The organism is Silanimonas algicola (assembly GCF_054777375.1).
In genome coordinates, this window is record NZ_BAAHAS010000002.1 from 931,148 (window position 1) to 952,054 (window position 20,907).

Sequence of the window (20,907 nt, forward strand, 5' to 3'; positions counted from 1 at the left end):
CGATGCGCTGGAAAAGGTGCCAGGCGCTGCCCACAGCGCCGGATGACGGGCCCTGACCCGGCGTTCCTCGCGGTAGAGCGCGTGAGGAACCTGACAATGAAGCGGATGCTGATCAATGCCACGCAGGCCGAAGAGCTGCGCGTGGCGATCGTGGACGGCCAGTCCCTGTACGACATCGATATCGAGCAGTCGGCCAAGGAACAGCGCAAGTCCAACATCTACAAGGGCCGCATCACGCGGCTGGAACCCTCCCTCGAAGCGGCCTTCGTCGAATATGGCGTGGATCGCCACGGCTTCCTGCCGCTGAAGGAGATTGCCCGCGAGTACTTCCAGCCGGGCACGAACCCGGACAAGAACACGCTGAAGGAATGCCTGCGCGAAGGCCAGGAAGTCGTCGTCCAGGTCGACAAGGAAGAGCGCGGCAACAAGGGCGCCGCCCTGACCACCTTCATCTCGCTGGCCGGCCGCTACATGGTGCTGATGCCGAACTCGCCGAACGCCGGCGGGGTCTCGCGCCGCATCGAGGGCGAGGACCGCCAGGCGCTGAAGGAAGCGCTCGACGCCATCAACATCCCCGATGACATGGGCGTCATCATCCGCACCGCCGGCGTCGGCCGCGACGCGGAAGAGCTGCAGTGGGACCTGAACTACCTGCTGCAGGTCTGGCGCGCCATCTGCGACGCCGCGCTGTCGAAGCCGGCGCCGTTCCTGATCTACCAGGAATCGCGCCTGATCGTCCGCGCCCTGCGCGACTACCTGCGCGGCGACGTCAACGAGATCCTCGTCGACACGCAGGCGATGTACGACGAAGCCCGCGAGTTCATGCAGCAGGTGATGCCGAACGCCCTGCGCAAGCTCAAGCTCTATGGCGACCCGATCCCACTGTTCAACCGCTTCCAGATCGAGTCGCAGATCGAGAACGCCTACGAGCGCAACGTGCGCCTGCCTTCGGGCGGCGCGCTGGTCATCGACCAGACGGAAGCCCTCACCTCGGTCGACGTGAACTCGGCCCGCGCCACCAAGGGTGGCGACATCGAGGAAACCGCGCTGCAGACCAACCTGGAAGCCGCCGACGAGGTGGCCCGCCAGCTGCGCCTGCGCGACCTCGGCGGCCTGGTGGTCATCGACTTCATCGACATGAGCTCCTCGAAGGCCCAGCGCCAGGTCGAGGACCGCCTGCAGAACGCCCTGAAGCACGATCGCGCCCGCGTGCAGATCGGCCGCATCTCGCGCTTCGGCCTGCTCGAAATGAGCCGCCAGCGCCTGCGCCCCAGCTTGGGCGAAAGCAGCCAGATGGTCTGCCCGCGCTGCGACGGCCACGGCCGCGTGCGCAGCGTCGAGTCGCTGTCGCTATCGATCCTGCGCGTGGTGGAAGAGCACGCGATGAAGGAGAACACCGGCCAGGTGCTGGTGCAGGCCCCGTCGCAGATCGCCAACTACCTGCTCAACGAGAAGCGCCGCGCGATCACCGAGATCGAGCAGCGCCACGATGCGCCGATCATCATCGTTGCCGACCCCGCCCTCGAGATCCCGCACTACACGGTCACGCGCCTGCGCGAGAACGAGCTGGGCGAGGAGTCGTCGAAGCCGAGCTACCACCGCACCAGCCCTCGCAAGCTCGAGCTGCATGCGCTGACGAAGAACCAGCTGAACATCCCGCCGGCACCCGCCGTGACGAAGGTGCAGCCGGTCCAGCCGATGCCGAACCGCCCGGTGCAGGCCTTCGAGGGCGACGTCGCCCCGACGCCGGCGCCCGCGGCGGCACCAGCCCCGGCCTCCGCACCGCAGAAGCGCGGCTTCTGGAGCCGCCTGATGTCGGTGTTTACCGGCGACGATGGCGCCGCCGCCGCCGCTCCGGCCGCTGCGCCCGGCAAGGTGCAGGGCGACCGCCCGCGCCGCGACGACCGCGGCCCGCGCAATGACCGCGGTGGCCAGCGCGGCGAGCGCCATGACCGCGGCAATCGCGGCGAGCGCCCGAACGATCGCGGCGAGCGCCAGGGCACCACGACCGGCGAGCAGCCCGCCTCGCGTGGCGAGCGCAACGAGCGTCCGGGACGCGGCGACCGTCGCGATCGCAACGCGAAGCCGGAACGCAGCCCCGAAGAGCAGAAGCGCATCGACGATCAGCGCAAGCTCGAAGAGCAGCGCCGCCTCGAGAAGCAGCAGCGTCGCGAAGAGCAGCAGAAGCGCGAAGCCGAAAAGGCCGAGCAGCGGAAGCAGGACCCGAACCGCCGTCCGCAGGAGCCGCGCGCCAGTGTTGCGACAACAAGCGCCGTGGTCGTCGCGCCGACCACCGTCGAGGCCACCGCTGGAGAGCCGACGGATTCGATCGGTGATGCCGCGCTGACCGCCAACCTCGCGCCGACGCCCACGTCGGCGGAAACAGGCATGGGCACCACGCCAATCGATGGCGCCGAAGGCGCCGCAGCCCCCGAAGCCGGCGCGGGCGGCAAGCGTCGCCGCGGCCGTCGCGGCGGTCGACGCCGCCGCCGTGGCGCAGGCACGGAAGGTGCCGACGGCAGCACCGCCGGCGATGCACTGGATGGCGAGGATTTCGGCGATGAATCGCAGGGCGACGAGGACGGCGATTCGCCGACGGCCGCCGGCGATCGCACGGTGGCAGGGACGACGATCGCCCTCTTGACCAACGCGGAGACCGACTTCGACGACCTACCGACCCCGGCGACGCAAGCCGCTGCAGCGACGATCCCGCCTGTCGCGCTGCCCGCGGCCACGGTCGTCGAGACCGCGCCGCCCGTCGTGGCGACGCCCACGGACGATGGGGTGCCGGTATCGGTCGACTCCCCGGCAGCGGTTGAGGCCACATCTGCGGTCTCGGACGTGGCGCCGGCGATGGGGGACCCAGCCGAAGGCGGCGTCGATGCCCCGATCCTAGGCTCGATCGCGGCGGCGGCCGACACTGCAGCGGTGGTCGAAGCGACACCGATGGTTTCCCCGCTCCAGCGCGATTTGCTTTCGGAGCTCCAGGCGCCAAGTCCGGCGTTGGATGCCGCGCAGGACGCAGGACCTGAAAGCAACGAGAGCCCGCGTCCCACCTGATCGCTAGGGCCGGCACGGGCCTCGTCGCGACTGGAAGCGAAACGGCCCGCGACTGCGGGCCGTTTCTTTTCCACGACAGGTCGGACGCGCTGCCTCAGTTCGGCGCCAACGTGGCATCGTGCACACCATACTGCGTCGCGAGACGGGCCAACGACACCGTATCCTTGAGTGCCAACTTGTCGAGCAAGCGGTACTTGTGGGTCGCGACCGTCTTGCCACTGAGGTGGAGCCGGCGCCCGATCTCCTCGAGCTTCAAGCCCTGACAGAGCAGCTTGGCCACTTCCATCTCGCGAGGTGACAGGGTCTCGAACGGCGATTCCGACTGTGGGCCGCCGAGTGCGATGTGCTGTGCGACGTCGCTAGCCAAGTAGCGCTTCCCGCGCGCCGCCTCGCGGATCGCACGCAGGAGCTCGTTGGCATCGCACCCTTTGCCGACGTAGCCATGGGCCCCTGCGGCCATGAGGCGACGGGGCATCGGACCGTCCTGCTGGACGGAACAGATCACCACCCGCGTGGGCGCTTCGCCTTTCGCGAGGCGTTCGGTGATTTCCAGCCCACTGACGCCCGGCAGGTGGAGGTCGCAAAGCACGACGTCGGGGACAAGCTGGCGGATCAAGGGCAGGCCGGATTCGCCGTCTTCGGCCTCGCCAACCACCTGCATATCGGTCTCACGCTCGAGGATCAGCCGGTAGCCGGTCCGCACGAGCGCATGGTCATCCAGCAGGAACACTCTGATCATGATCGACGCTTCCTTGTTCCCTGGGGGGTTGGGTTCGGGATGGAAGGATCTTAAAGCCGTCCGAACCGGGCAGCGACAGCGGTCGTCGTGATTCGATGTAGGAAATCGCCGCACCCCGTGCCTGCAGGGCGCGGAAACGGGGCGCGTGCCCCACACGCCCGGCAACCGGAACGCTCGCTCGGTGGAAAACAGGCGAGCACGGAGGCTGGCGGAGAGAGTGGGATTCGAACCCACGGTGGTGTTGCCACCACGGCGGTTTTCAAGACCGCTGCCTTAAACCACTCGGCCATCTCTCCGTGATGCAGGCATTGTAGCCGCGCGCCTGCCGATGCGCAGTCGGCGCCGCCCTACAGGCGCGCTTCGCCCATCAGGCGCGGGAACTCCTCGACCATGTGATCGATGAAAGCACGCACGGCCGGCAGCTGGCCGCGCCGCGACGGGAAGACCGCATGGAAAATGCCTTGCTGCAGGCTCCACGCCGGCATGACCACCTCGAGGCGCCCCGCCCGCACGGCATCGACGCAGGCGGCTTCCGGCATGAGCGCGATGCCGATGCCGGCCGTCGCCGCTTCCTGGAGCAGTGGGAAATCGAGCGCCATCAGGCGCGGCTTGATCTCGACCTTGCGCGTCTCGCCATTCGGGCCGTGCAGTTCCCAGACCTGGCGCGCGTCGTCCTCGCTCATGCTGAGGGTGACATGGTCAGCCAGTGCTTCCGGATCGATGGGGCGGCCGTGCCGGGCCAGGTAGATGGGGCTGGCGACCAGCAGCTCGCGGAACTCGCCGAATCGACGCATGGCGAGTTCGCCATCGGTGTCGAGCTTCGTGCGCACGCGCAGCGCGACATCGAAGCCTTCCTCGATGACGTCGACGCGGCGGTTCGCCACGTGCACCTGCAGGCGCACCTTCGGATGCTTGATCAGGAAACCGGGCACCACGCGCGACAAAAGCCGCTGCGAGAGCGACACCGGACAACTCACCCGCACGACGCCGCGCGGCTCGGCGCTGAGCACCTGCACCGCCTCCTGCGCAGCCTGCGCCTGCGCCAGCATCGACTGCGCGTGCTTGAAGACGTTCTGCCCGACCTCGGTAACGGCGAACTTGCGTGTCGAGCGCTGGATCAGGCGAACGCCGAAGTCTTCCTCGAGTTGGGCGATGCGCCGCGAAAGCCGGGATTTCGGGACCCCGGAGGCCCTTTCCGCGGCGGCGTAACCTCCGTGCTCGAAAACGAGGGCGAACAGCTTCAGGTCGTTGAGGTCGAGTTCGCCGCTATTCATCGTCGAGGTCTCAGAGGCGCTCGGCGCCGCCGAGGTACGGACGCAGGACCTCGGGCACCGTGATGCTGCCGTCGGCGTTCTGGTAATTCTCCATGACCGCGATCAGGGCGCGGCCCACGGCCACGCCGGAACCGTTGAGCGTGTGCAGCAGCTCGGGCTTGCCGGTGGCCGGGTTGCGGAAGCGCGCCTGCATGCGGCGCGCCTGGAAGTCGCCGCAATTCGAACAGGAGCTGATCTCGCGGTAGGTGTTCTGGCTGGGGAGCCAGACTTCGAGGTCGTAGGTCTTGGTGGCCGAGAAGCCCATGTCTCCCGTGCACAGCAGCATGCGACGGTACGGCAGGCCGAGCTTCTCCAGCACGACCTCGGCATTGCGGGTCATGCGCTCGTGCTCGGCCGGGCTCTGCTCCGGAGTGGCGAGGGTAACGAGCTCGACCTTCTCGAACTGGTGCTGGCGGATCATGCCGCGCACGTCGCGGCCGCCGCTGCCGGCCTCGGCGCGGAAGCACATCGAATGGGCGGTGAGGCGCATCGGCAACTGCGCTGCGTCGACGATGTCGTCGCGGACGAGGTTGGTCAGCGAGACTTCGGACGTCGGGATCAGGTAGCGCTTGCCCTCGCCCACCGTGGTCGAGAACAGGTCCTCCTCGAACTTGGGCAGCTGGCCGGTGCCGCGCATGCTGTCGGCGTTGACGATCAGCGGCACGTTCACTTCGAGGCAGCCGTGCGCGCCGGTGTGCAGGTCGAGCATGAACTGGGCCAGCGCGCGGTGCAGGCGGGCGACGCCGCCGCGCAGCACGGTGAAGCGGGAGCCGCTGAGCTTGGCGCCGGCCTCGCCGTCCAGCATGCCCTCGCGGGCGCCGAGCTCGACGTGGTCCTTGACCGGGAAATCGAAGGTGCGCGGCGCACCCCAACGGTGCTGTTCGACGTTGCCGCCCTCGTCCATTCCCAAGGGCACGGACGCGTCGGGCAGGTTGGGGATGCCGGCGGCGATCGCGTCGATCTCCGCCTTGATCGCCTCGAGGCGCACTTCCGACGCCTTGAGCTCGTCGCCGATGGCCGCGACCTCCGCCATCAGCGGCGCCACGTCCTCGCCCTTCGCCTTGGCCATGCCGATGGCCTTGCTGCGGGTGTTGCGCAGGTTCTGCAACTCCTGCGTGCGCACCTGGATCTGCTTGCGCTCGGCTTCAATGGCCTGCAACACCTCGACATCGATAGCGAAGCCGCGCGTGGTCTTCAGGCGCTCGGCAGTGGCGGCCAGCTCAGCGCGCAGCAGGATCGGATCAAGCATCGAGGGGGTCTCGCGGGAACGGTGCCCGGATTATCGCTTGCGCCCCGGCTCCCATGCCATCGCGACACCGGCCAGCCCGCCTGTGGGCCAGCGCGCCACAGCGGCGCTGGGGAGGTCGGCGGGGCGCAGGGCCGGCGCGATCAGCCCAAGGATGCAGGGACGGGGCCGCGCAGCGCCTCGCCGGCGCGCAGGCCGAGCCACACGAGGGCCAGGCCGGCGACCAGCGTCAGCGCGAGGTAACCCAGGGCCCGTTCCGGCTGGCCGCCGCGCTGGAAGGCCACCAGCTCGAGCATCAGGGCCGAATAGGTGGTGAGCCCACCCATCACGCCGATGACCAGCAGGGCGCGCAGGGCGTCCCCCAGCGCACCGCGCTGCGCCAGCGAGGCGAACAGCAGGCCGGCGAGGAAGCTGCCGGCGAGGTTCGCGGCCAAGGTGCCCCAAGGCAGGCCGCTGCCGACCTTCTGCAGCAGGGCCGCGCCCAGCCAATAGCGTAGGCCGGCGCCCAGGGCGCCGCCCAGCATCGCCAGGGCAAGGTGCGTCAGGTTCATGCGCCGTCGCCACCCCGCGCCCGACGCGCCGCCATGCGGGCTTCGCGCAGGCCGTCGAGCTTCTCTTTCAGCTTGATCTCCATCCCACGCGCAACCGGCTGGTAGTACACACGCCCGTCGAGCGCCTCCGGCAGGCAGACCTGGTCGAGGGCCACGCCACCGGCCACGTCCGGGTCGTACTGGTAGCCCTGCCCGTAGCCGAGGCCCTTCATCAGGGCCGTCGGCGCATTGCGCAGGGCCATGGGGACCTCCAGCGTGCCGTGCTTCACCACGTCGGCCTTGGCGGCCTTCCATGCGACGTAGCCGGCGTTGCTCTTGGCGCAACTGGCGAGGTAGAGCGTGAGTTGTGCCAGCGCCAGCTCGCCTTCCGGCGCGCCAAGGCGGTCGAAGGCTTCCCAGGCGGCGATGGCCATGTCGAGGGCGCGCGGGTCGGCCAGGCCGATGTCCTCGACGGCCATGCGCGTGAGCCGGCGTGCGAGGTAGGCCGGGTCGCAGCCGCCATCGAGCATCCGCGCCAGCCAGTAGATGGCCGCGTCGGGGTCGGAGCTGCGCACGGACTTGTGCAGGGCGGAGATCTGGTCGTAGAACTGCTCGCCCTGTTTGTCGAAGCGGCGCGTGCGATCGGCCAGCACCTGCGCGAGCGTCGCGGCGTCGATCCGGTCGCCCTCGGCGATCTCCGCCGCGATCTCCAGCAGGGTCAGCGCGCGGCGCACGTCGCCGTCGGCGGCCTGGGCGATGGTGGCAAGGGTGTCGTCGTCCACGCCGAGGCCCCGCGTGCCGAGGCCGCGCACCGGGTCGAGCAGCGCGCGGCGGAGCGCTTCGGCGATGTCCGCCGCCGACACCGCTTCGAGCACGTGCACGCGGCAGCGCGAAAGCAGCGCGGAGTTCAGCTCGAAACTCGGGTTCTCGGTCGTCGCCCCGACGAAGACAATGTGGCCGGCCTCGATATGCGGCAGGAAGGCGTCCTGCTGCGTCTTGTTGAAGCGGTGCACCTCGTCGACAAACAGCACCGTGCGCTCGCCGCGGGCGAAGGCCTCGGCGGCTTCGCCAAGCACTTTGCGCACCTCGGGCAGGCCGCTCATCACCGCCGAGATCGAATGGAAGCGCGCGCTGCTCTGCGCCGCCACGAGGCGCGCGAGCGTGGTCTTGCCGCAGCCGGGCGGTCCCCAGAGGATCATCGAATGCACGCGGCCGGCGTCGAGGGCGCGGCGCAGGGCGGCCTTCGGATCCAGCAGCCGGCGCTGGCCCACGACCTCGTCGAGGTCGCGCGGGCGCATGCGCTCGGCGAGCGGCGCGCTCACTCCTGCAGCGGGCGCACTTCGGCGCTGTCGCGGGTTTCGCCCACCACGTCCACGCCCTCGGGCGGGGTGAAGCGGAACAGGTCGGCCGGCAGCGCGCCATTGCGCTTCCACTGGCTGAACGTGACTTCGGTGCGCTGGCCGAGCTGGTCCTCGAACACCATCGTCGCGAGGCCGCTGGCATTGAAGCCCAGCTTGGCCGACTGCACCGCGGAATCCTCCGGCTTGCGGGCCTTCAGATCGACCCACGTCACGCCGTTCGCCTGCCCGCCCTCGGCCACCACGAACTGGCGGTCGAGTTCACCGGGATCGATCAGCGCCGCGAGCGGGCTGGACTGTTCCTCGTAGCTCTGCACGCGCACCGTCACCTGCTCGAGGTCCGGGTCGTACAGCCACAGATGGTCGCCATCGGCGACGATCAACTGCGGGTAAGGCTGCTGGTACTCCCAGCGGAACTGCCGCGGCGCTTTCAGCGAGATCCGGCCTTCGCTGCGGTCCGTGGCGGTGCCATTGGCGTCGAACACCTGCTGCGCGAAGCGGCCATCGAGGCTGCGCAGGTCGGTGGAGAATCGGGTGATCGCCTCGCGCCCAGCACTGGCCGCGGCCAGGGCGGGCGCAAGCATCAGGGCGACGATGGCGGTGCGGAACAGGGTCGGGGTCGTCATCGGAAGGCGATTCGGGCCGGAAAGGACGCCGGGAAGTGTCCGGCGTCGCGACTGAACGGCGGCGTCACCGCGGCGGCGGCGGCGCGATCACCGTGCGATCGCCGTTGTGCTCGGCCGGCGACACGATGCCGGCCTGCTCCATGGCTTCGACGAGGCGCGCGGCGCGGTTGTAGCCGATCTTCAAGCGACGCTGAACCGAGGAGATCGAGGCCTTGCGGCTCTCGGTGACGAAGGCCACGGCCTGGTCGTACAGCGGATCGTTCTCGCTGTCCTCGCTGCTGGCGGCCTCGGGCAGGCCGGTCGGTCCGACGACGCTGCCGTCGGCCATGGTCTGGACTTCCGAGAGCACGCCCTCGACGTAATCCGCGCCACCGCCGTGTGCTTTGAGGAACTCGACGACGCGATGCACTTCCTCGTCGCTGACGAAGGCCCCGTGCACGCGCTCCGGCAGCGCCGTGCCCGGCGGCAGGTAGAGCATGTCGCCGTGGCCGAGCAGCGTCTCCGCACCGGACTGGTCGAGGATCGTGCGCGAGTCGATCTTGCTCGACACCTGGAAGGCGATGCGCGTGGGGATATTGGCCTTGATCAGGCCGGTGATGACGTCGACCGACGGGCGCTGCGTCGCGAGGATCAGGTGGATGCCGGCGGCGCGGGCCTTCTGCGCGAGGCGGGCGATCAGCTCCTCCACCTTCTTGCCGACGATCATCATCATGTCGGCGAATTCGTCGATGAAGACGACGATGTAGGGCAGCTCCTCCAGCGGGCGCGGCTGCTCGCCGAGCTCGGGGTTCGGCTTGAACAGCGGATCCATCAGCGGCTGGCCGGCGTCGCGGGCGTCCTTCACCTTGCGGTTGAAGCCGGCGAGGTTGCGCACGCCCACGGCGCTCATCAATTTGTAGCGGCGCTCCATCTCGGCCACGCACCAGCGCAGTCCGTTGGCCGCCTCCTTCATGTCGGTGACGACCGGCGCGAGGAGGTGCGGGATGCCCTGGTAGACCGAGAGCTCCAGCATCTTCGGGTCGATCATCAGCATCCGCACGTCCTTGGCGGAGGCCTTGTACAGCAGCGACAGCACCATCGCGTTGACGGCGACGGACTTGCCCGAACCGGTGGTGCCGGCCACCAGCAGGTGAGGCATGCGTGCGAGGTCAGCGACCGTCGGACGGCCGGCGATGTCCTTGCCCAGCGCCAGCGTCAGCGGGCTCGGCGATTTGTCGTATTCCTTCGAGCGCAGCATCTCCGAGAGGAAGATCATCTCGCGCTTGGTGTTCGGGATCTCGAGGCCCACCACCGATTTGCCGGGGATGACGTCGACCACGCGCACCGACTTCACCGACAGGCCGCGGGCGATGTCCTTGTCGAGCGAATTGATCTGGCTTCCCTTGACGCCCGGGGCGGGCTCCATCTCGAAGCGGGTGATGACCGGGCCCGGATAGGCGCCGACCACCTGCACCTCGATGCGGAAATCCTTGAGCTTGAACTCAATCTGGCGCGAAAGGGTTTCCAGCGTCTCTTCGCTGTAGCCGCGCTCCTGCACCTTGGGCTCGTCGAGCAGCGACAGCGGCGGCAGGCCGCCTTCCGGCACCGCGTTGAACAGCGGAATCTGCTGATCGCGCTTGGCCCGTTCGCTCTTCTCCACCACGGCCGGGGCCGGGGCCTCGATGTGGACCGGCTCGCGCTTGGCGCGCTTCTGGGTCTCGACCTTGCGGACTTCCTCGCGCTCTTCCCGCAGCACGCGGGTGCGATGCCATTCCGCGGCCTGCTCGCGGCCGGCCCTGGCCTGCTCGAACAGGCCGAGGATTCGCGCGCCGATCCACTCCATCACCGCGAACCAAGAAAGCCCCGTCGCCAGGGTGATCGAGGTGAGGAAGAGCGCCACCAGCAGGAGGAGCGCACCGGTGAGACCGAGCAGGGTCCGGCTGGCCCCGCTGACGAGCTCCCCCAGCATGCCGCCCGACGACGTCGAAGGCAGGACGGAGGACGGCCCGAACCACAACTGCAGGAGACCGGTGCCGGCCACCAAGACCCCGGCGATGCCAACGAGGCGAAGGGCTGGCCCGAGATCCACGTCGCCATCGCCGTCGCTATCCATGCCGAACAGGGCGACCCAGGTGACGCCGCCGAGGATCAGGGGAAGGCTGTATGCCATCCAGCCGAACAGCCAGAAGGCGAGGTCGGCAATCCACGCTCCCGCGGGCCCGCCGAAGTTCTGGATTTCGCCGACCACGCTTCCCGTCCTGGACCAGCCGGGATCGGCCGAGGAGTAGCTGGCGAGGCTCGCGAACAGGTACAGCAGGACCGGCGCAGCAACCACCAGCGCCACTTCGCGCCACAGCTTCTGTTTGCGGTCCAGTGCCCTGCCCTCCACGCCCTGCATCAGCACGCATCCACTCCCTGCGGGAACTTGCCGCCGGGAGTGTAGCGCGCGGGGCTCAGAGCGCCATGTCCTTCAGGGCGGGGTGCACGACCTTGCCGCCTTCGACGTTGATGCCGCGGACCAGGGCCGCGTTGTCGCGCCACTGGCCGGAGGCCAGCTTCTGGACCCACGGCAGGATGGCGGCGCAGATCGCCTGCGAGGAGGTCTGGGGCACGGCACCCGGCATGTTGGTGACCGCGAAGTGGATGACGCCCTCCTCCACGTAGGTCGGCTCCTTCCACGTGGTCGGACGGGTGGTCTCGAAGCAGCCGCCCTGGTCGACCGAGATGTCGACCAGCACGCTGCCCTTCTGCATGCCCTTGATCATCTCGCGGGAGACGACGTGCGGGGCCTTGGCGCCGGTGACCAGCACGGCGCCGATCACGAGGTCGGCGTCGCGCAGCTCGCGGGCCACGGCGTCCTCGTACGGATAGAGCGCAGTCACGTTCGGGCCCAGGGCCATCATCTGCGCCATGCGGTCCTGGCGCTTCTCGAACACCACGACATTCGCGCCGCTCGAGGCGGCCAGCGCGGCCGAGTTACCACCGGCGGCGCCCGCGCCGAGCACCACGACCTTGCCACGCTCGGTGGACGGCAGGCCGCCGAGCAGCTTGCCCTTGCCGCCCATCGGCTGGTGCAGGTAGTGCGCGCCCACCTGCACGGCGATGCGACCGGCAACGATCGACATCGGCGTCAGCAGCGGCAGGTCGCCGTTGTCGAGCTCGACGGTCTCGAACGCGACGCCGGTCAGGCCGATATCCAACAGCTTGCGCGTGAGCACCGGCTCGGCGGCAAGGTGGAGGTAGCAGAACAGCAGGTGGTCCTTGCGCAGGTGCTTGAGGTCGCCTTCGATCGGCTCCTTCACCTTCACGACCAGTTCGGCTTTCTCGTACAGCGCGGCGGCATCCGGCGCGATCTTCACGCCGAGCGCGGCGTACTGCTCGTCATCGAACCCGCTCTTGACGCCGGCATCTTTCTCGATCCACACCTCGTGGCCACGGCGCACGAGATCGGCGCAAGCGGCGGGCACGAGGGCCACGCGGCCTTCGAGGGTCTTGGTTTCGCGGGGGATACCGATACGCATGGGGCTGGGCTCCAGGGGGCGGCGCGGGGCGCGCGCATTGAACGAATGAAGCCGCCGTGAGGCGGCTTGGAAACAACGTCGATGCAACCTTGATTTGGGGGGCTTCGGCCCCCAAGCTTTGCAGCCCGCATGCCGCGCTTTGTTGCGCCGCACACCGCCACGAAGCCGCGAAAGTATAACGACATGACCGCCACCAAGCATTCCCGCCTCCTCATCCTCGGCTCCGGCCCCGCTGGCTACACGGCCGCCGTGTACGCCGCGCGCGCCAACCTGAAGCCGGTGCTGGTGACGGGCCTGCAGCAGGGCGGCCAGCTCATGACGACCACGGAAGTCGACAACTGGCCGGGCGATGCGCACGGCCTGATGGGGCCGGACCTGATGGCGCGCATGCAGGCGCACGCCGAGCGCTTCGAGACCGAAATCGTTTTCGACCACATCCATACGGCGGAGTTGGGTTCGCGGCCGTTCCGCCTGAAGGGCGACAGCGGTGAGTACACCTGCGATGCGCTGATCATCGCCACCGGCGCCAGCGCGAAGTACCTCGGCATTCCGTCCGAGGAAACCTTCAAGGGCCGCGGCGTCTCCGCCTGTGCCACCTGCGACGGCTTCTTCTTCCGCGGCCAGGACGTCGCGGTGATCGGCGGCGGCAACACCGCGGTCGAGGAGGCGCTGTACCTCTCCAACATCGCCAACAAGGTCTACCTCGTGCACCGTCGCGACACGCTGCGGGCCGAGAAGATCCTGCAGGACAAGCTGTTCGCCAAGGCCGCGGCCGGCAAGATCGAGCTGGTGTGGAACCACGCGGTCGACGAGGTGCTCGGCGACGACAGCGGCGTCACTGGCGCGCGCCTGCGCTCCACCAAGGACGACAGCACGCGCGAGATCGCCGTCACCGGCTTCTTCGTCGCCATCGGCCATAGCCCGAACACCTCGCTGTTCGACGGCCAGCTCGACATGCGCGACGGCTACATCAAGGTGAAGTCGGGCCTCGACGGCGGCGCCACCGGCACCAGCATCCCGGGCGTGTTCGCCGCCGGCGACGTGGCCGACCACGTGTACCGCCAGGCCATCACCTCGGCCGGCTCGGGCTGCATGGCCGCCCTCGACGCCGACAAGTTCCTCGACAAGCACGAGTAAGCGCGGCGCGGCCGGCGATGCCCGAGCTCCGCCTCCATCGCCGGCTCGACGAGCTCCCCGCAGCCGCGTGGGACGCCTTGAACCGCGGCGGCCACCCGTTCACGTCACACGCCTTCCTCGCCGGGCTGGAAAGTCACGGCTGCCTCGACCCCGAGTACGGCTGGACGCCGCTGCACGCGTCGCTGTGGGACGGCGATGCCCTGCTCGCCGCCGCGCCTGCCTATGCGAAAGGCAACTCGCACGGCGAATTCGTGTTCGACCACGCGTGGGCGAACGCCTACGCCCAATACGGCCTCGACTACTACCCGAAGTGGTTGGTCGGCGTGCCTTACTCGCCGGTCACCGGACCGCGCCTGCTCTCCCGGGACGACGCATCCAAGCGCCGGCTGATCGATGCCATGCGCGAAGCCGCGCCCTCGCTCGGGCTGCACTCGCTGCACGCGAACTTCCTCGACGCCGAAGACCTCCCGCTGTTCGACGCCACCTGGCTGGCGCGCGAGGACGTACAGTTCCATTGGACGCGCGACCCCGCGTGGCGCACCTTCGACGACTTCCTCGCCTCGCTGGACCACAAGCGCCGCAAGAACCTCAAGGCCGATCGTCGCAAGGTCGCCGAGGCCGGGGTCGCCCTCCGCATCCTCGACGGCCATGCGGCGCGCGGCGCGCCGATGGCGGCGATGCATCGCTTCTACGCCCAGACCTTCGCCGAGAAGTGGAACCACGCGGCGATGACGGAAGGCTTCTTCCAGCATCTCTGCGTGGCGCTCCCGGACGCGGTGGTGTTGATCCTCGCCGAACGCGAGGGCGAGCCCATCGCCGGGGCGCTGTGCCTGCGTTCGGAGGACACGCTCTACGGCCGCTACTGGGGCGCCAGCGTCGACGTGCCGGGTCTGCACTTCGAGGCCTGCTACCACCAGGGCATCGCCTACTGCCTCGGTCAGGGCCTCGACCGCTTCGAACCCGGGGCCCAAGGCGAACACAAGCTGGCCCGCGGCTTCCTCCCGGCACGCACGCACAGCCGCCATTGGCTGGCCGAACCCCGGTTCCACGAGGCCCTGACGCGCTGGTGCGCGGCCGAGCGCGACGCGACGCGCCGCTATCGCGAATCGCTCGCCGCGCACTCGCCCTTCCGATCGCCATGACGCGCCCCCTGCTGCTGGGCCCCGACCCGGCCTCCCCGTTCCCGCCCGCCGAACTCGCGCTCGACGAGCCGGACGGCCTCGTCTGCATCGGCGGCGATCTTTCGCCGCCGCGGCTGGTGAACGCCTACGCCGCCGGGATGTTCCCGTGGTTCAGCGAAGGGCAGCCGATCCTCTGGTGGTCGCCCTCCGAACGCCTCGTGTTCCGGAGCGACGGCGTCCGGCTCTCGACGCGCTTCCGGCGCGAGCTGCGGCGCAGCGACTGGCACGTCCGCTTCGACACCGCCTTCGACCGGGTGATCGCGGCCTGCGCATCGGCGCCCCGCCCCGGACAGGCGGGCACCTGGATCACGTCGGCCATGCAACGGGCTTACGGCCAGTTGCACCGGCTCGGGCATGCCCACAGCGTCGAGGTCTGGGATGGCGACCGGCTGGTCGGCGGCTTGTATGGCGTGTCGGTCGGCACCGGCTTCCACGCCGAGAGCATGGTCAGTCTCGAGAGCGGCGGCTCGAAGGTGGCGCTCGCGGCCCTCGGCCGACGCCTCGGCGAGCTGGGCTGGCCGCTCTTCGACGCCCAGATCGAGAATCCGCACCTGCGCTTCATGGGCGGAGAGGTCTGGCCTCGGGCCGGCTTCCTTGCCAACTTCCTCCCGCGCACGGCGTCGCGCACGCCCTGCCCCGACTGGGCCGGCGAGCCTTTCCCCGCCCGCCTACTGGCGGACTGAACCCCGCCCCACCCCGCTTAACCGGATTTTTGCAAGCGCCCGCCCGGCGTGGCACACTCCGCGCCTTCGATCCGCACCCGATCCCGCCCAGAGCCCAAGGCCCAAGCCCGCTGCATGTCAAAAGACGATTCCATCGAGTTCGAAGGCACCGTGACCGAAACGCTGCCGAACACCATGTTCCGAGTGAAGCTCGAAAACGGCCACGTCATCACGGCTCACATCTCGGGCCGCATGCGCAAGAACTACATCCGGATCCTGACGGGCGACAAGGTCAAGGTCGAGATGACGCCCTACGACCTCACCAAGGGCCGCATCACCTACCGCATGAAGTAAGCGCACACCGCGCCTCGTGCCAAGAAAAACGGCAGCCTCGGCTGCCGTTTTTCGTTGCCGGCCCCGGGAACCGGGGCTTACTCCACCGTGGCTGGCAGCAGCTTTTCCGGCTCGGCGAAGGCTTCCACCGTGAGCTGGCCGTCGCGGACGCCCACTTCGACCTTGCCGCCGTCCACCAGCTTGCCGAACAACAGTTCGTCGGCCAGCGGCCGCTTGATCTTGTCCTGCAACAGGCGGGCCATGGGGCGGGCGCCCATCTGCGGATCGAAACCATGCTCGGCCAGCCACTGCCGGGCCTCCGGCGAAGCCGAGAGGGCCACGTGCTTCTCCTGGAGCTGGGCCTCCAGTTCGATGAGGAACTTGTCGACCACGCGCAGGATGTGCTCGAAACCGAGCGCCCCGAACTGCACCACCGCATCGAGGCGGTTGCGGAACTCCGGCGTGAACGCTTTGCGGATCACTTCCATAGCGTCGGTGCTGTGGTTCTGCTCGACGAAACCGATGGTACGGCGCGCGGCCTGCGCGGCACCGGCATTGGTCGTCATGACGATGATGACGTTGCGGAAGTTCGCCTCGCGGCCGTTGGTGTCCGTCAGGATGCCGCGGTCCATCACCTGCAGCAGGATGTTGAACACGTCCGGATGCGCCTTCTCGATCTCGTCGAGCAACAGCACGCAGTGCGGGGTCTTGACGATCTTCTCGGTGAGCAGGCCACCCTGGTCGAAGCCGACGTAGCCCGGGGGGGCGCCGATCAGGCGGCTGACCGAATGCGGCTCCATGTACTCCGACATGTCGAAACGAACCAGCTCGATGCCGAGCTGCATGGCGAGTTGGCGCGTGACCTCCGTCTTGCCCACGCCGGTGGGGCCGGCGAACAGGAAGCTGCCGATCGGCTTGTCCGGGTTGCCCAAGCCCGAGCGCGCCAGCTTGATCGAGGCGACCAGCGACTCGATCGACGAGTCCTGGCCGAAGATCACCATCTTCAGGTTGCGCTCGAGGTTCTTCAGCACGTCCTTGTCCGAGGCGGAGACCTGCTTGGGCGGGATGCGCGCCATCTTGGCGATGATGAGCTCGACCTCCTCGACGTCGATCAGGCTCTTGCGCTTGTCCGCCGCCATCAGGCGCTGGCGGGCACCGGCCTCGTCGATGACGTCGATGGCCTTGTCCGGCAGCAGGCGGTCGCCGATGTGCTTGACCGACAGGTCGACCGCGGCCTGCAGCGCGTCGGCGCTGTAGGTGACGTCGTGATGCAGCTCGAACTTGCCCTTCAGGCCATTGAGGATGGCCACCGCCTCGGCGACCGTCGGCTCGACGACGTCGATCTTCTGGAAGCGGCGCGCCAGCGCGCGATCCTTCTCGAACACGCCGCGGTATTCCTGGAAGGTGGTGGAGCCGATGCAGCGCAGCTCCCCGGTCTGGAGGGCGGGCTTGATCAGGTTCGACGCGTCCATCGTGCCCCCCGATGCCGAACCGGCACCGATGATGGTGTGGATCTCGTCGATGAAGAGGATGGCGTTCGGCTCCTTCTTGATCTGGTTGACGACGGCCTTCAGGCGCTTCTCGAAATCGCCGCGGTACTTGGTGCCGGCGACCAGGGCGCCGAGATCGAGCGAGTAGACCGTGGCGTCCTTCAGCACGTCGGGCACGTCGCCCTCGACGATGCGCCACGCCAAGCCTTCGGCCAGCGCGGTCTTACCCACGCCCGCCTCGCCCACGTAGAGCGGGTTGTTCTTGCGGCGGCGGCACAGCACCTGGATCGTGCGCTCGATCTCGGCCTCGCGGCCAATCAGCGGATCGATCTTGCCCTCACGCGCGAGCTGGTTGAGATTGGCGGCGAACTCCTCGAGCGGGTTCTGCTTCGGCTGGCCGTCCTCGCCCGCCTCGCCATCCTGCTTCGGCGCATCGGACGACTTGGGCTCCGGCACGTCGCCGCTCTTGGCGACACCGTGCGAGATGTAATTGACGACGTCGAGCCGCGTCACGTCCTGCTGCTGCAGGTGGTAGACGGCATGGCTGTCCTTCTCGCCGAAGATCGCGACCAGCACGTTGGCGCCGGTCACTTCCTTCCGACCGCTGCTCTGCACGTGGTAGACGGCGCGTTGCAGCACGCGCTGGAAGCCGAGCGTCGGCTGCGTGTCGCGGGTGTCGTCCTCGGGGAGGATCGGAACGGTCTCGGCGATGACGTTGCGCAGGTCCTGGCCCAGCCGGCCATTGTCGGAGCCGCAAGCCTTCAGCACCTGGACCGCCGAGGCGTTGTCGAGCAGCGCCAGCAGCAGGTGTTCGACCGTCATGAACTCATGGCGGGCTTCGCGGGCCTGCTTGTAGCACTGGCCGATGGTGAATTCGAGATCTTTGCTGAACATTCGGGGCCTCCAGGGCAATGACCCGGATATGGGGGCGGCTCAGGCCTTTTCCATCGTGCACATCAGCGGATGCTGGTGCGTGCGTGAAAAATCGTTCACCTGCGACACCTTCGTTTCTGCCACTTCGCGTGTGTAGACGCCGCAGACGCCCTTGCCGCGGGTGTGCACGTGCAGCATCACCTGGGTGGCCTTCTCGCGGTTCATGCCGAAGAACACCTGCAAGACCTCGACGACGAAATCCATCGGGGTGTAGTCATCGTTCAACAGGACCACCCGGTACAGCGACGGGCGTTCCAGTTCGGGCTTCGCGGTTTCGACCGCGAGGCCGCGTTCATGTTCGAAATCGGGGCGTTCGTGTTGGCTCATGGACCCAGTATATGAGGCGCTCCGAGCGCGACGGCAAGGGCCGGAAGCGGGTGCGGCGCACATGGACGCTGCCGGGTGCCGGCGTCACAATGCGGGCTTCCCCCGATCCGGCCGGACTGCGGCCGCGGAGCCCCGCGTTGAGCTATCGCCAAGGCCGCTTCTGGCAACCCGACGTGACGGTCGCGACCGTCGTCTTCCGCGACGGCCGCCTGCTGATCGTGGAGGAGGAGGTCGGCGGCCTCCGCGTGCTCAACCAGCCGGCCGGCCACCTCGAACCCGACGAGGCCATCGTCGATGCGGCGGTCCGGGAGACCCTGGAGGAAACCGGATGGACCGTGCAGCTCACGGGATTCATCGGTGCCTACCAGTGGCAGGCCCCGGAAACCGGCCGCAGCTACCTGCGCCTCGCGTTCACCGCCGAGCCGTTGACCCACCACGCCGACCGCCCCTTGGACACCGGCATCGTGCAGGCGCACTGGATGACGCCGTCCGAGCTGCGCGCCCGCGCCGGGGAACACCGCAGCCCGTTGGTCTGGCGCGTGGTGCAGGACGCCCTCGACGGTCGCCGCCTGCCGCTGGAGTCGGTGGCGGCGCTGTGAGGTCCTGCGGGTGAACCCCTTGCCGGCCCGCGTCATCGTCGGCATGTCCGGCGGCGTCGATTCGTCCGTGGCCGCGTGGCTGCTGCGCGAGCGAGGCGAGTCGCTGGCCGGCCTGTTCATGCAGAACTGGGACGAGGACGCCGGCGGCGAGTGCCGTGCCGAGGAGGACCGCCGCGACGCCCTGAAGGTGTGCGGCCAGCTGGGCCTGCCCTTCATCGCGCGCAATTTCGCCGCCGATTACTGGTCCGGCGTCTTCGAAACCTTCCTTGCCGAGTACCGGGCCGGGCGCACGCCGAACCCCGACGTGCTCTGCAACCGCGAGATCAAGTTCAAGACCTTCCTCGACGAGGCGAAGGCGCTGGGCGCGGAGAAGATCGCCACCGGCCATTACGCCCGTGTCGACCAGGTCGATGGGCGCTGGCGCCTGCTGCGCGGCCTCGATCGTTCCAAGGACCAGAGCTACTTCCTGCACCAGCTCGGGCAGGCGCAGCTCGCCCGCACGCTGTTCCCGGTGGGCGAGCTGCCGAAAGCCGAGGTGCGGGCCATCGCCGCGCGGTTGGGCCTGGCCACGGCGAGGAAGAAGGACAGCACCGGCATCTGCTTCATCGGCGAGCGCGACTTCCGCGTATTCCTCGCCCAGTACATCGCCATCACGCCCGGCGAGATCGTCGATGCGGACGGCCGGGGGCTCGGCCGGCACGACGGCATCGCCTTCTATACCCTCGGCCAACGCGAAGGCCTCGGGATCGGCGGGGTCCGCGGCCGGCCCGATGCGCCATGGTTCGTGGTCGGCAAGGATGCGGCCCGCAACCAACTGGTCGTCGAGCAGGGCGACACACCCCTGCTCCTCTCGTCGGCGCTGCGCAGCGAGGCCGTCCATTGGATCGCCGGCCGGGCGCCCCGATTCCCGCTGCGCTGCGAGGCGCAGGTGCGCTACCGCCAGCCGCCACAGGCGTGCACCGTTTGGGCACGCGACGACGGCGGCGTCGATGTGCAGTTCGACGACCCGCAGCGCGCCGTCACGCCCGGCCAATCGCTGGTGCTCTACCGTGGCGAGGAATGCCTTGGCGGCGCGGTGATCGCCGCCACCAACGCCCCGCTCGACCCGCTCCGCGCTACCGTCGCCAACCCCATCGCCCCCTTGCCCACCCCTGCGTCCCCATGATCGAACGCGTCATCGCCCTCGCCGCCCTGGCGCAATCCCTGAAGCTCGTGCAGCAACTCGCGTCGCTGGGCCAGACGGAGCAGCACCCGGAGTCCGTCCTGTTCGACAGCCTGTTCCGCTTCGACGCCGAGGACGCGGAGACGATCTATGGCGGGACGGAATCGGTGGGCCGTGGCCTAGATCGTGGCCTCCGCGAACTCCTGGCCCTGCTGGGGCACGGACCGAAAGATCCTGCCGTGGGCCGGATGGGCCTGACCCTGTTGGCGCTCGAGCGCAGCTTCGTTCGCCATCCGACGGCCGGCGAGCGGGTGCAGTCGACGCTCCGCGACGTCGAGCGGCAGCGCCAGCACCTCGGCCCGATGCACCCCACCGTCATCAACCGGCTCGGCGATCTCTATTCCGAACAAGTGAGCCCGCTGGGCCAGCGGGTGCTGGTGCAGGGCAACCCGGTCTACCTCGGCCAGCCGTCGATCGTCGCGGAGGTCCGTGCCCTTCTTCTTTGCGGCTTGCGGGCCGCGGTGCTGTGGCGGCAGATGGGCGGCAGCCGGCTGGATTTCCTGCTGCACCGGCGCGCCATGACCGAAGCCGCCCACCAGCTGCTGTCGCCGCTCGACTGAAGCCGCCCCGGACCCGGGCCGCTTCCGGCATAATTCACGACTGCCAGCGCCCGCCGTGAGGCGGTGCGACCGGACCCTCTCGACGCACCAC

18 protein-coding genes and 1 tRNA gene are annotated in these 20,907 nt (G+C 68.9%); 8 read left to right on the top strand and 11 right to left on the bottom strand.

Features of this window, described 5'->3' with window-relative positions:
* The first annotated feature begins 96 nt into the window (after positions 1–96).
* Complete coding sequence (locus ACYVAK_RS09540) at positions 97–3,060, top strand: Rne/Rng family ribonuclease (protein WP_461060260.1); 2,964 nt, start codon at positions 97–99, stop codon at positions 3,058–3,060.
* Between the two features lie 94 nt (positions 3,061–3,154).
* On the opposite strand, the gene ACYVAK_RS09545 is transcribed toward ACYVAK_RS09540, so the two are convergent.
* The 9 genes from ACYVAK_RS09545 to ald form a co-directional block, all read right to left on the bottom strand.
* The gene (locus tag ACYVAK_RS09545) at positions 3,155–3,802 is read right to left on the bottom strand and encodes a response regulator (protein ID WP_461060548.1); all 648 of its coding nucleotides are present in this window, start codon (positions 3,800–3,802) and stop codon (positions 3,155–3,157) included.
* Between the two features lie 203 nt (positions 3,803–4,005).
* Positions 4,006–4,095 (bottom strand) — tRNA-Ser (locus ACYVAK_RS09550).
* A 51-nt stretch (positions 4,096–4,146) separates the two neighbouring features.
* The gene (locus ACYVAK_RS09555; protein ID WP_461060262.1) at positions 4,147–5,073 is read right to left on the bottom strand and encodes a LysR family transcriptional regulator; all 927 of its coding nucleotides are present in this window, start codon (positions 5,071–5,073) and stop codon (positions 4,147–4,149) included.
* Between the two features lie 10 nt (positions 5,074–5,083).
* The gene (serS, locus tag ACYVAK_RS09560) at positions 5,084–6,361 is read right to left on the bottom strand and encodes a serine--tRNA ligase (RefSeq protein ID WP_461060264.1); all 1,278 of its coding nucleotides are present in this window, start codon (positions 6,359–6,361) and stop codon (positions 5,084–5,086) included.
* A 140-nt stretch (positions 6,362–6,501) separates the two neighbouring features.
* Complete coding sequence (locus ACYVAK_RS09565; RefSeq protein ID WP_461060266.1) at positions 6,502–6,909, bottom strand: fluoride efflux transporter FluC; 408 nt, start codon at positions 6,907–6,909, stop codon at positions 6,502–6,504.
* On the bottom strand, positions 6,906–8,186 hold the full coding sequence (locus tag ACYVAK_RS09570; RefSeq protein ID WP_461060550.1) for a replication-associated recombination protein A: 1,281 nt from the start codon (positions 8,184–8,186) through the stop codon (positions 6,906–6,908). The genes ACYVAK_RS09565 and ACYVAK_RS09570 overlap by 4 nt, the downstream gene beginning before the upstream one ends.
* Positions 8,187–8,206: 20 nt before the next feature.
* Positions 8,207–8,872, bottom strand: a complete 666-nt coding sequence (gene lolA, locus ACYVAK_RS09575) for an outer membrane lipoprotein chaperone LolA (protein WP_461060268.1) — start codon at positions 8,870–8,872, stop codon at positions 8,207–8,209.
* 64 nt (positions 8,873–8,936) lie between these two features.
* Positions 8,937–11,249, bottom strand: a complete 2,313-nt coding sequence (locus tag ACYVAK_RS09580) for a DNA translocase FtsK (protein WP_461060552.1) — start codon at positions 11,247–11,249, stop codon at positions 8,937–8,939.
* Positions 11,250–11,304: 55 nt separating this feature from the next.
* A complete protein-coding gene (ald, locus tag ACYVAK_RS09585) occupies positions 11,305–12,372 on the bottom strand; it encodes an alanine dehydrogenase (protein WP_461060270.1) in 1,068 nt (355 codons plus the stop codon).
* A gap of 183 nt (positions 12,373–12,555) precedes the next feature.
* Here ald and trxB point away from each other — a divergent pair, with 183 nt between their 5' ends.
* The 4 genes from trxB (at position 12,556) to infA (ending at position 15,706) form a co-directional block, all read left to right on the top strand.
* The gene (trxB, locus tag ACYVAK_RS09590) at positions 12,556–13,509 is read left to right on the top strand and encodes a thioredoxin-disulfide reductase (RefSeq protein ID WP_461060272.1); all 954 of its coding nucleotides are present in this window, start codon (positions 12,556–12,558) and stop codon (positions 13,507–13,509) included.
* A gap of 17 nt (positions 13,510–13,526) precedes the next feature.
* Positions 13,527–14,651, top strand: a complete 1,125-nt coding sequence (locus ACYVAK_RS09595) for a GNAT family N-acetyltransferase (RefSeq protein ID WP_461060274.1) — start codon at positions 13,527–13,529, stop codon at positions 14,649–14,651.
* Positions 14,648–15,373: a leucyl/phenylalanyl-tRNA--protein transferase gene (aat, locus tag ACYVAK_RS09600; protein WP_461060276.1), complete on the top strand. Its 726-nt coding sequence runs from the start codon at positions 14,648–14,650 to the stop codon at positions 15,371–15,373. Before ACYVAK_RS09595 ends, aat begins: the two co-directional genes overlap by 4 nt.
* A gap of 114 nt (positions 15,374–15,487) precedes the next feature.
* Positions 15,488–15,706: a translation initiation factor IF-1 gene (gene infA / locus ACYVAK_RS09605; protein ID WP_028769496.1), complete on the top strand. Its 219-nt coding sequence runs from the start codon at positions 15,488–15,490 to the stop codon at positions 15,704–15,706.
* Between the two features lie 77 nt (positions 15,707–15,783).
* Here infA and clpA read toward each other — a convergent pair whose 3' ends face one another.
* Positions 15,784–18,069, bottom strand: coding sequence for an ATP-dependent Clp protease ATP-binding subunit ClpA (gene clpA, locus ACYVAK_RS09610; protein WP_461060279.1), 2,286 nt, complete (start codon positions 18,067–18,069; stop codon positions 15,784–15,786).
* 39 nt (positions 18,070–18,108) lie between these two features.
* Positions 18,109–18,435 (bottom strand): ATP-dependent Clp protease adapter ClpS, encoded by a 327-nt coding sequence (gene clpS, locus ACYVAK_RS09615; RefSeq protein WP_461060281.1) that lies wholly within the window; start codon positions 18,433–18,435, stop codon positions 18,109–18,111.
* 89 nt (positions 18,436–18,524) lie between these two features.
* Here clpS and ACYVAK_RS09620 point away from each other — a divergent pair, with 89 nt between their 5' ends.
* The 3 genes from ACYVAK_RS09620 to hflD are packed head-to-tail and all read left to right on the top strand — an operon-like array spanning position 18,525 to position 20,816.
* Positions 18,525–19,034, top strand: coding sequence for an NUDIX hydrolase (locus tag ACYVAK_RS09620; protein WP_461060554.1), 510 nt, complete (start codon positions 18,525–18,527; stop codon positions 19,032–19,034).
* A 19-nt stretch (positions 19,035–19,053) separates the two neighbouring features.
* Positions 19,054–20,199, top strand: coding sequence for a tRNA 2-thiouridine(34) synthase MnmA (gene mnmA, locus ACYVAK_RS09625; RefSeq protein ID WP_461060556.1), 1,146 nt, complete (start codon positions 19,054–19,056; stop codon positions 20,197–20,199).
* On the top strand, positions 20,196–20,816 hold the full coding sequence (gene hflD, locus ACYVAK_RS09630; protein ID WP_461060283.1) for a high frequency lysogenization protein HflD: 621 nt from the start codon (positions 20,196–20,198) through the stop codon (positions 20,814–20,816). Before mnmA ends, hflD begins: the two co-directional genes overlap by 4 nt.
* Positions 20,817–20,907: the final 91 nt, after the last annotated feature.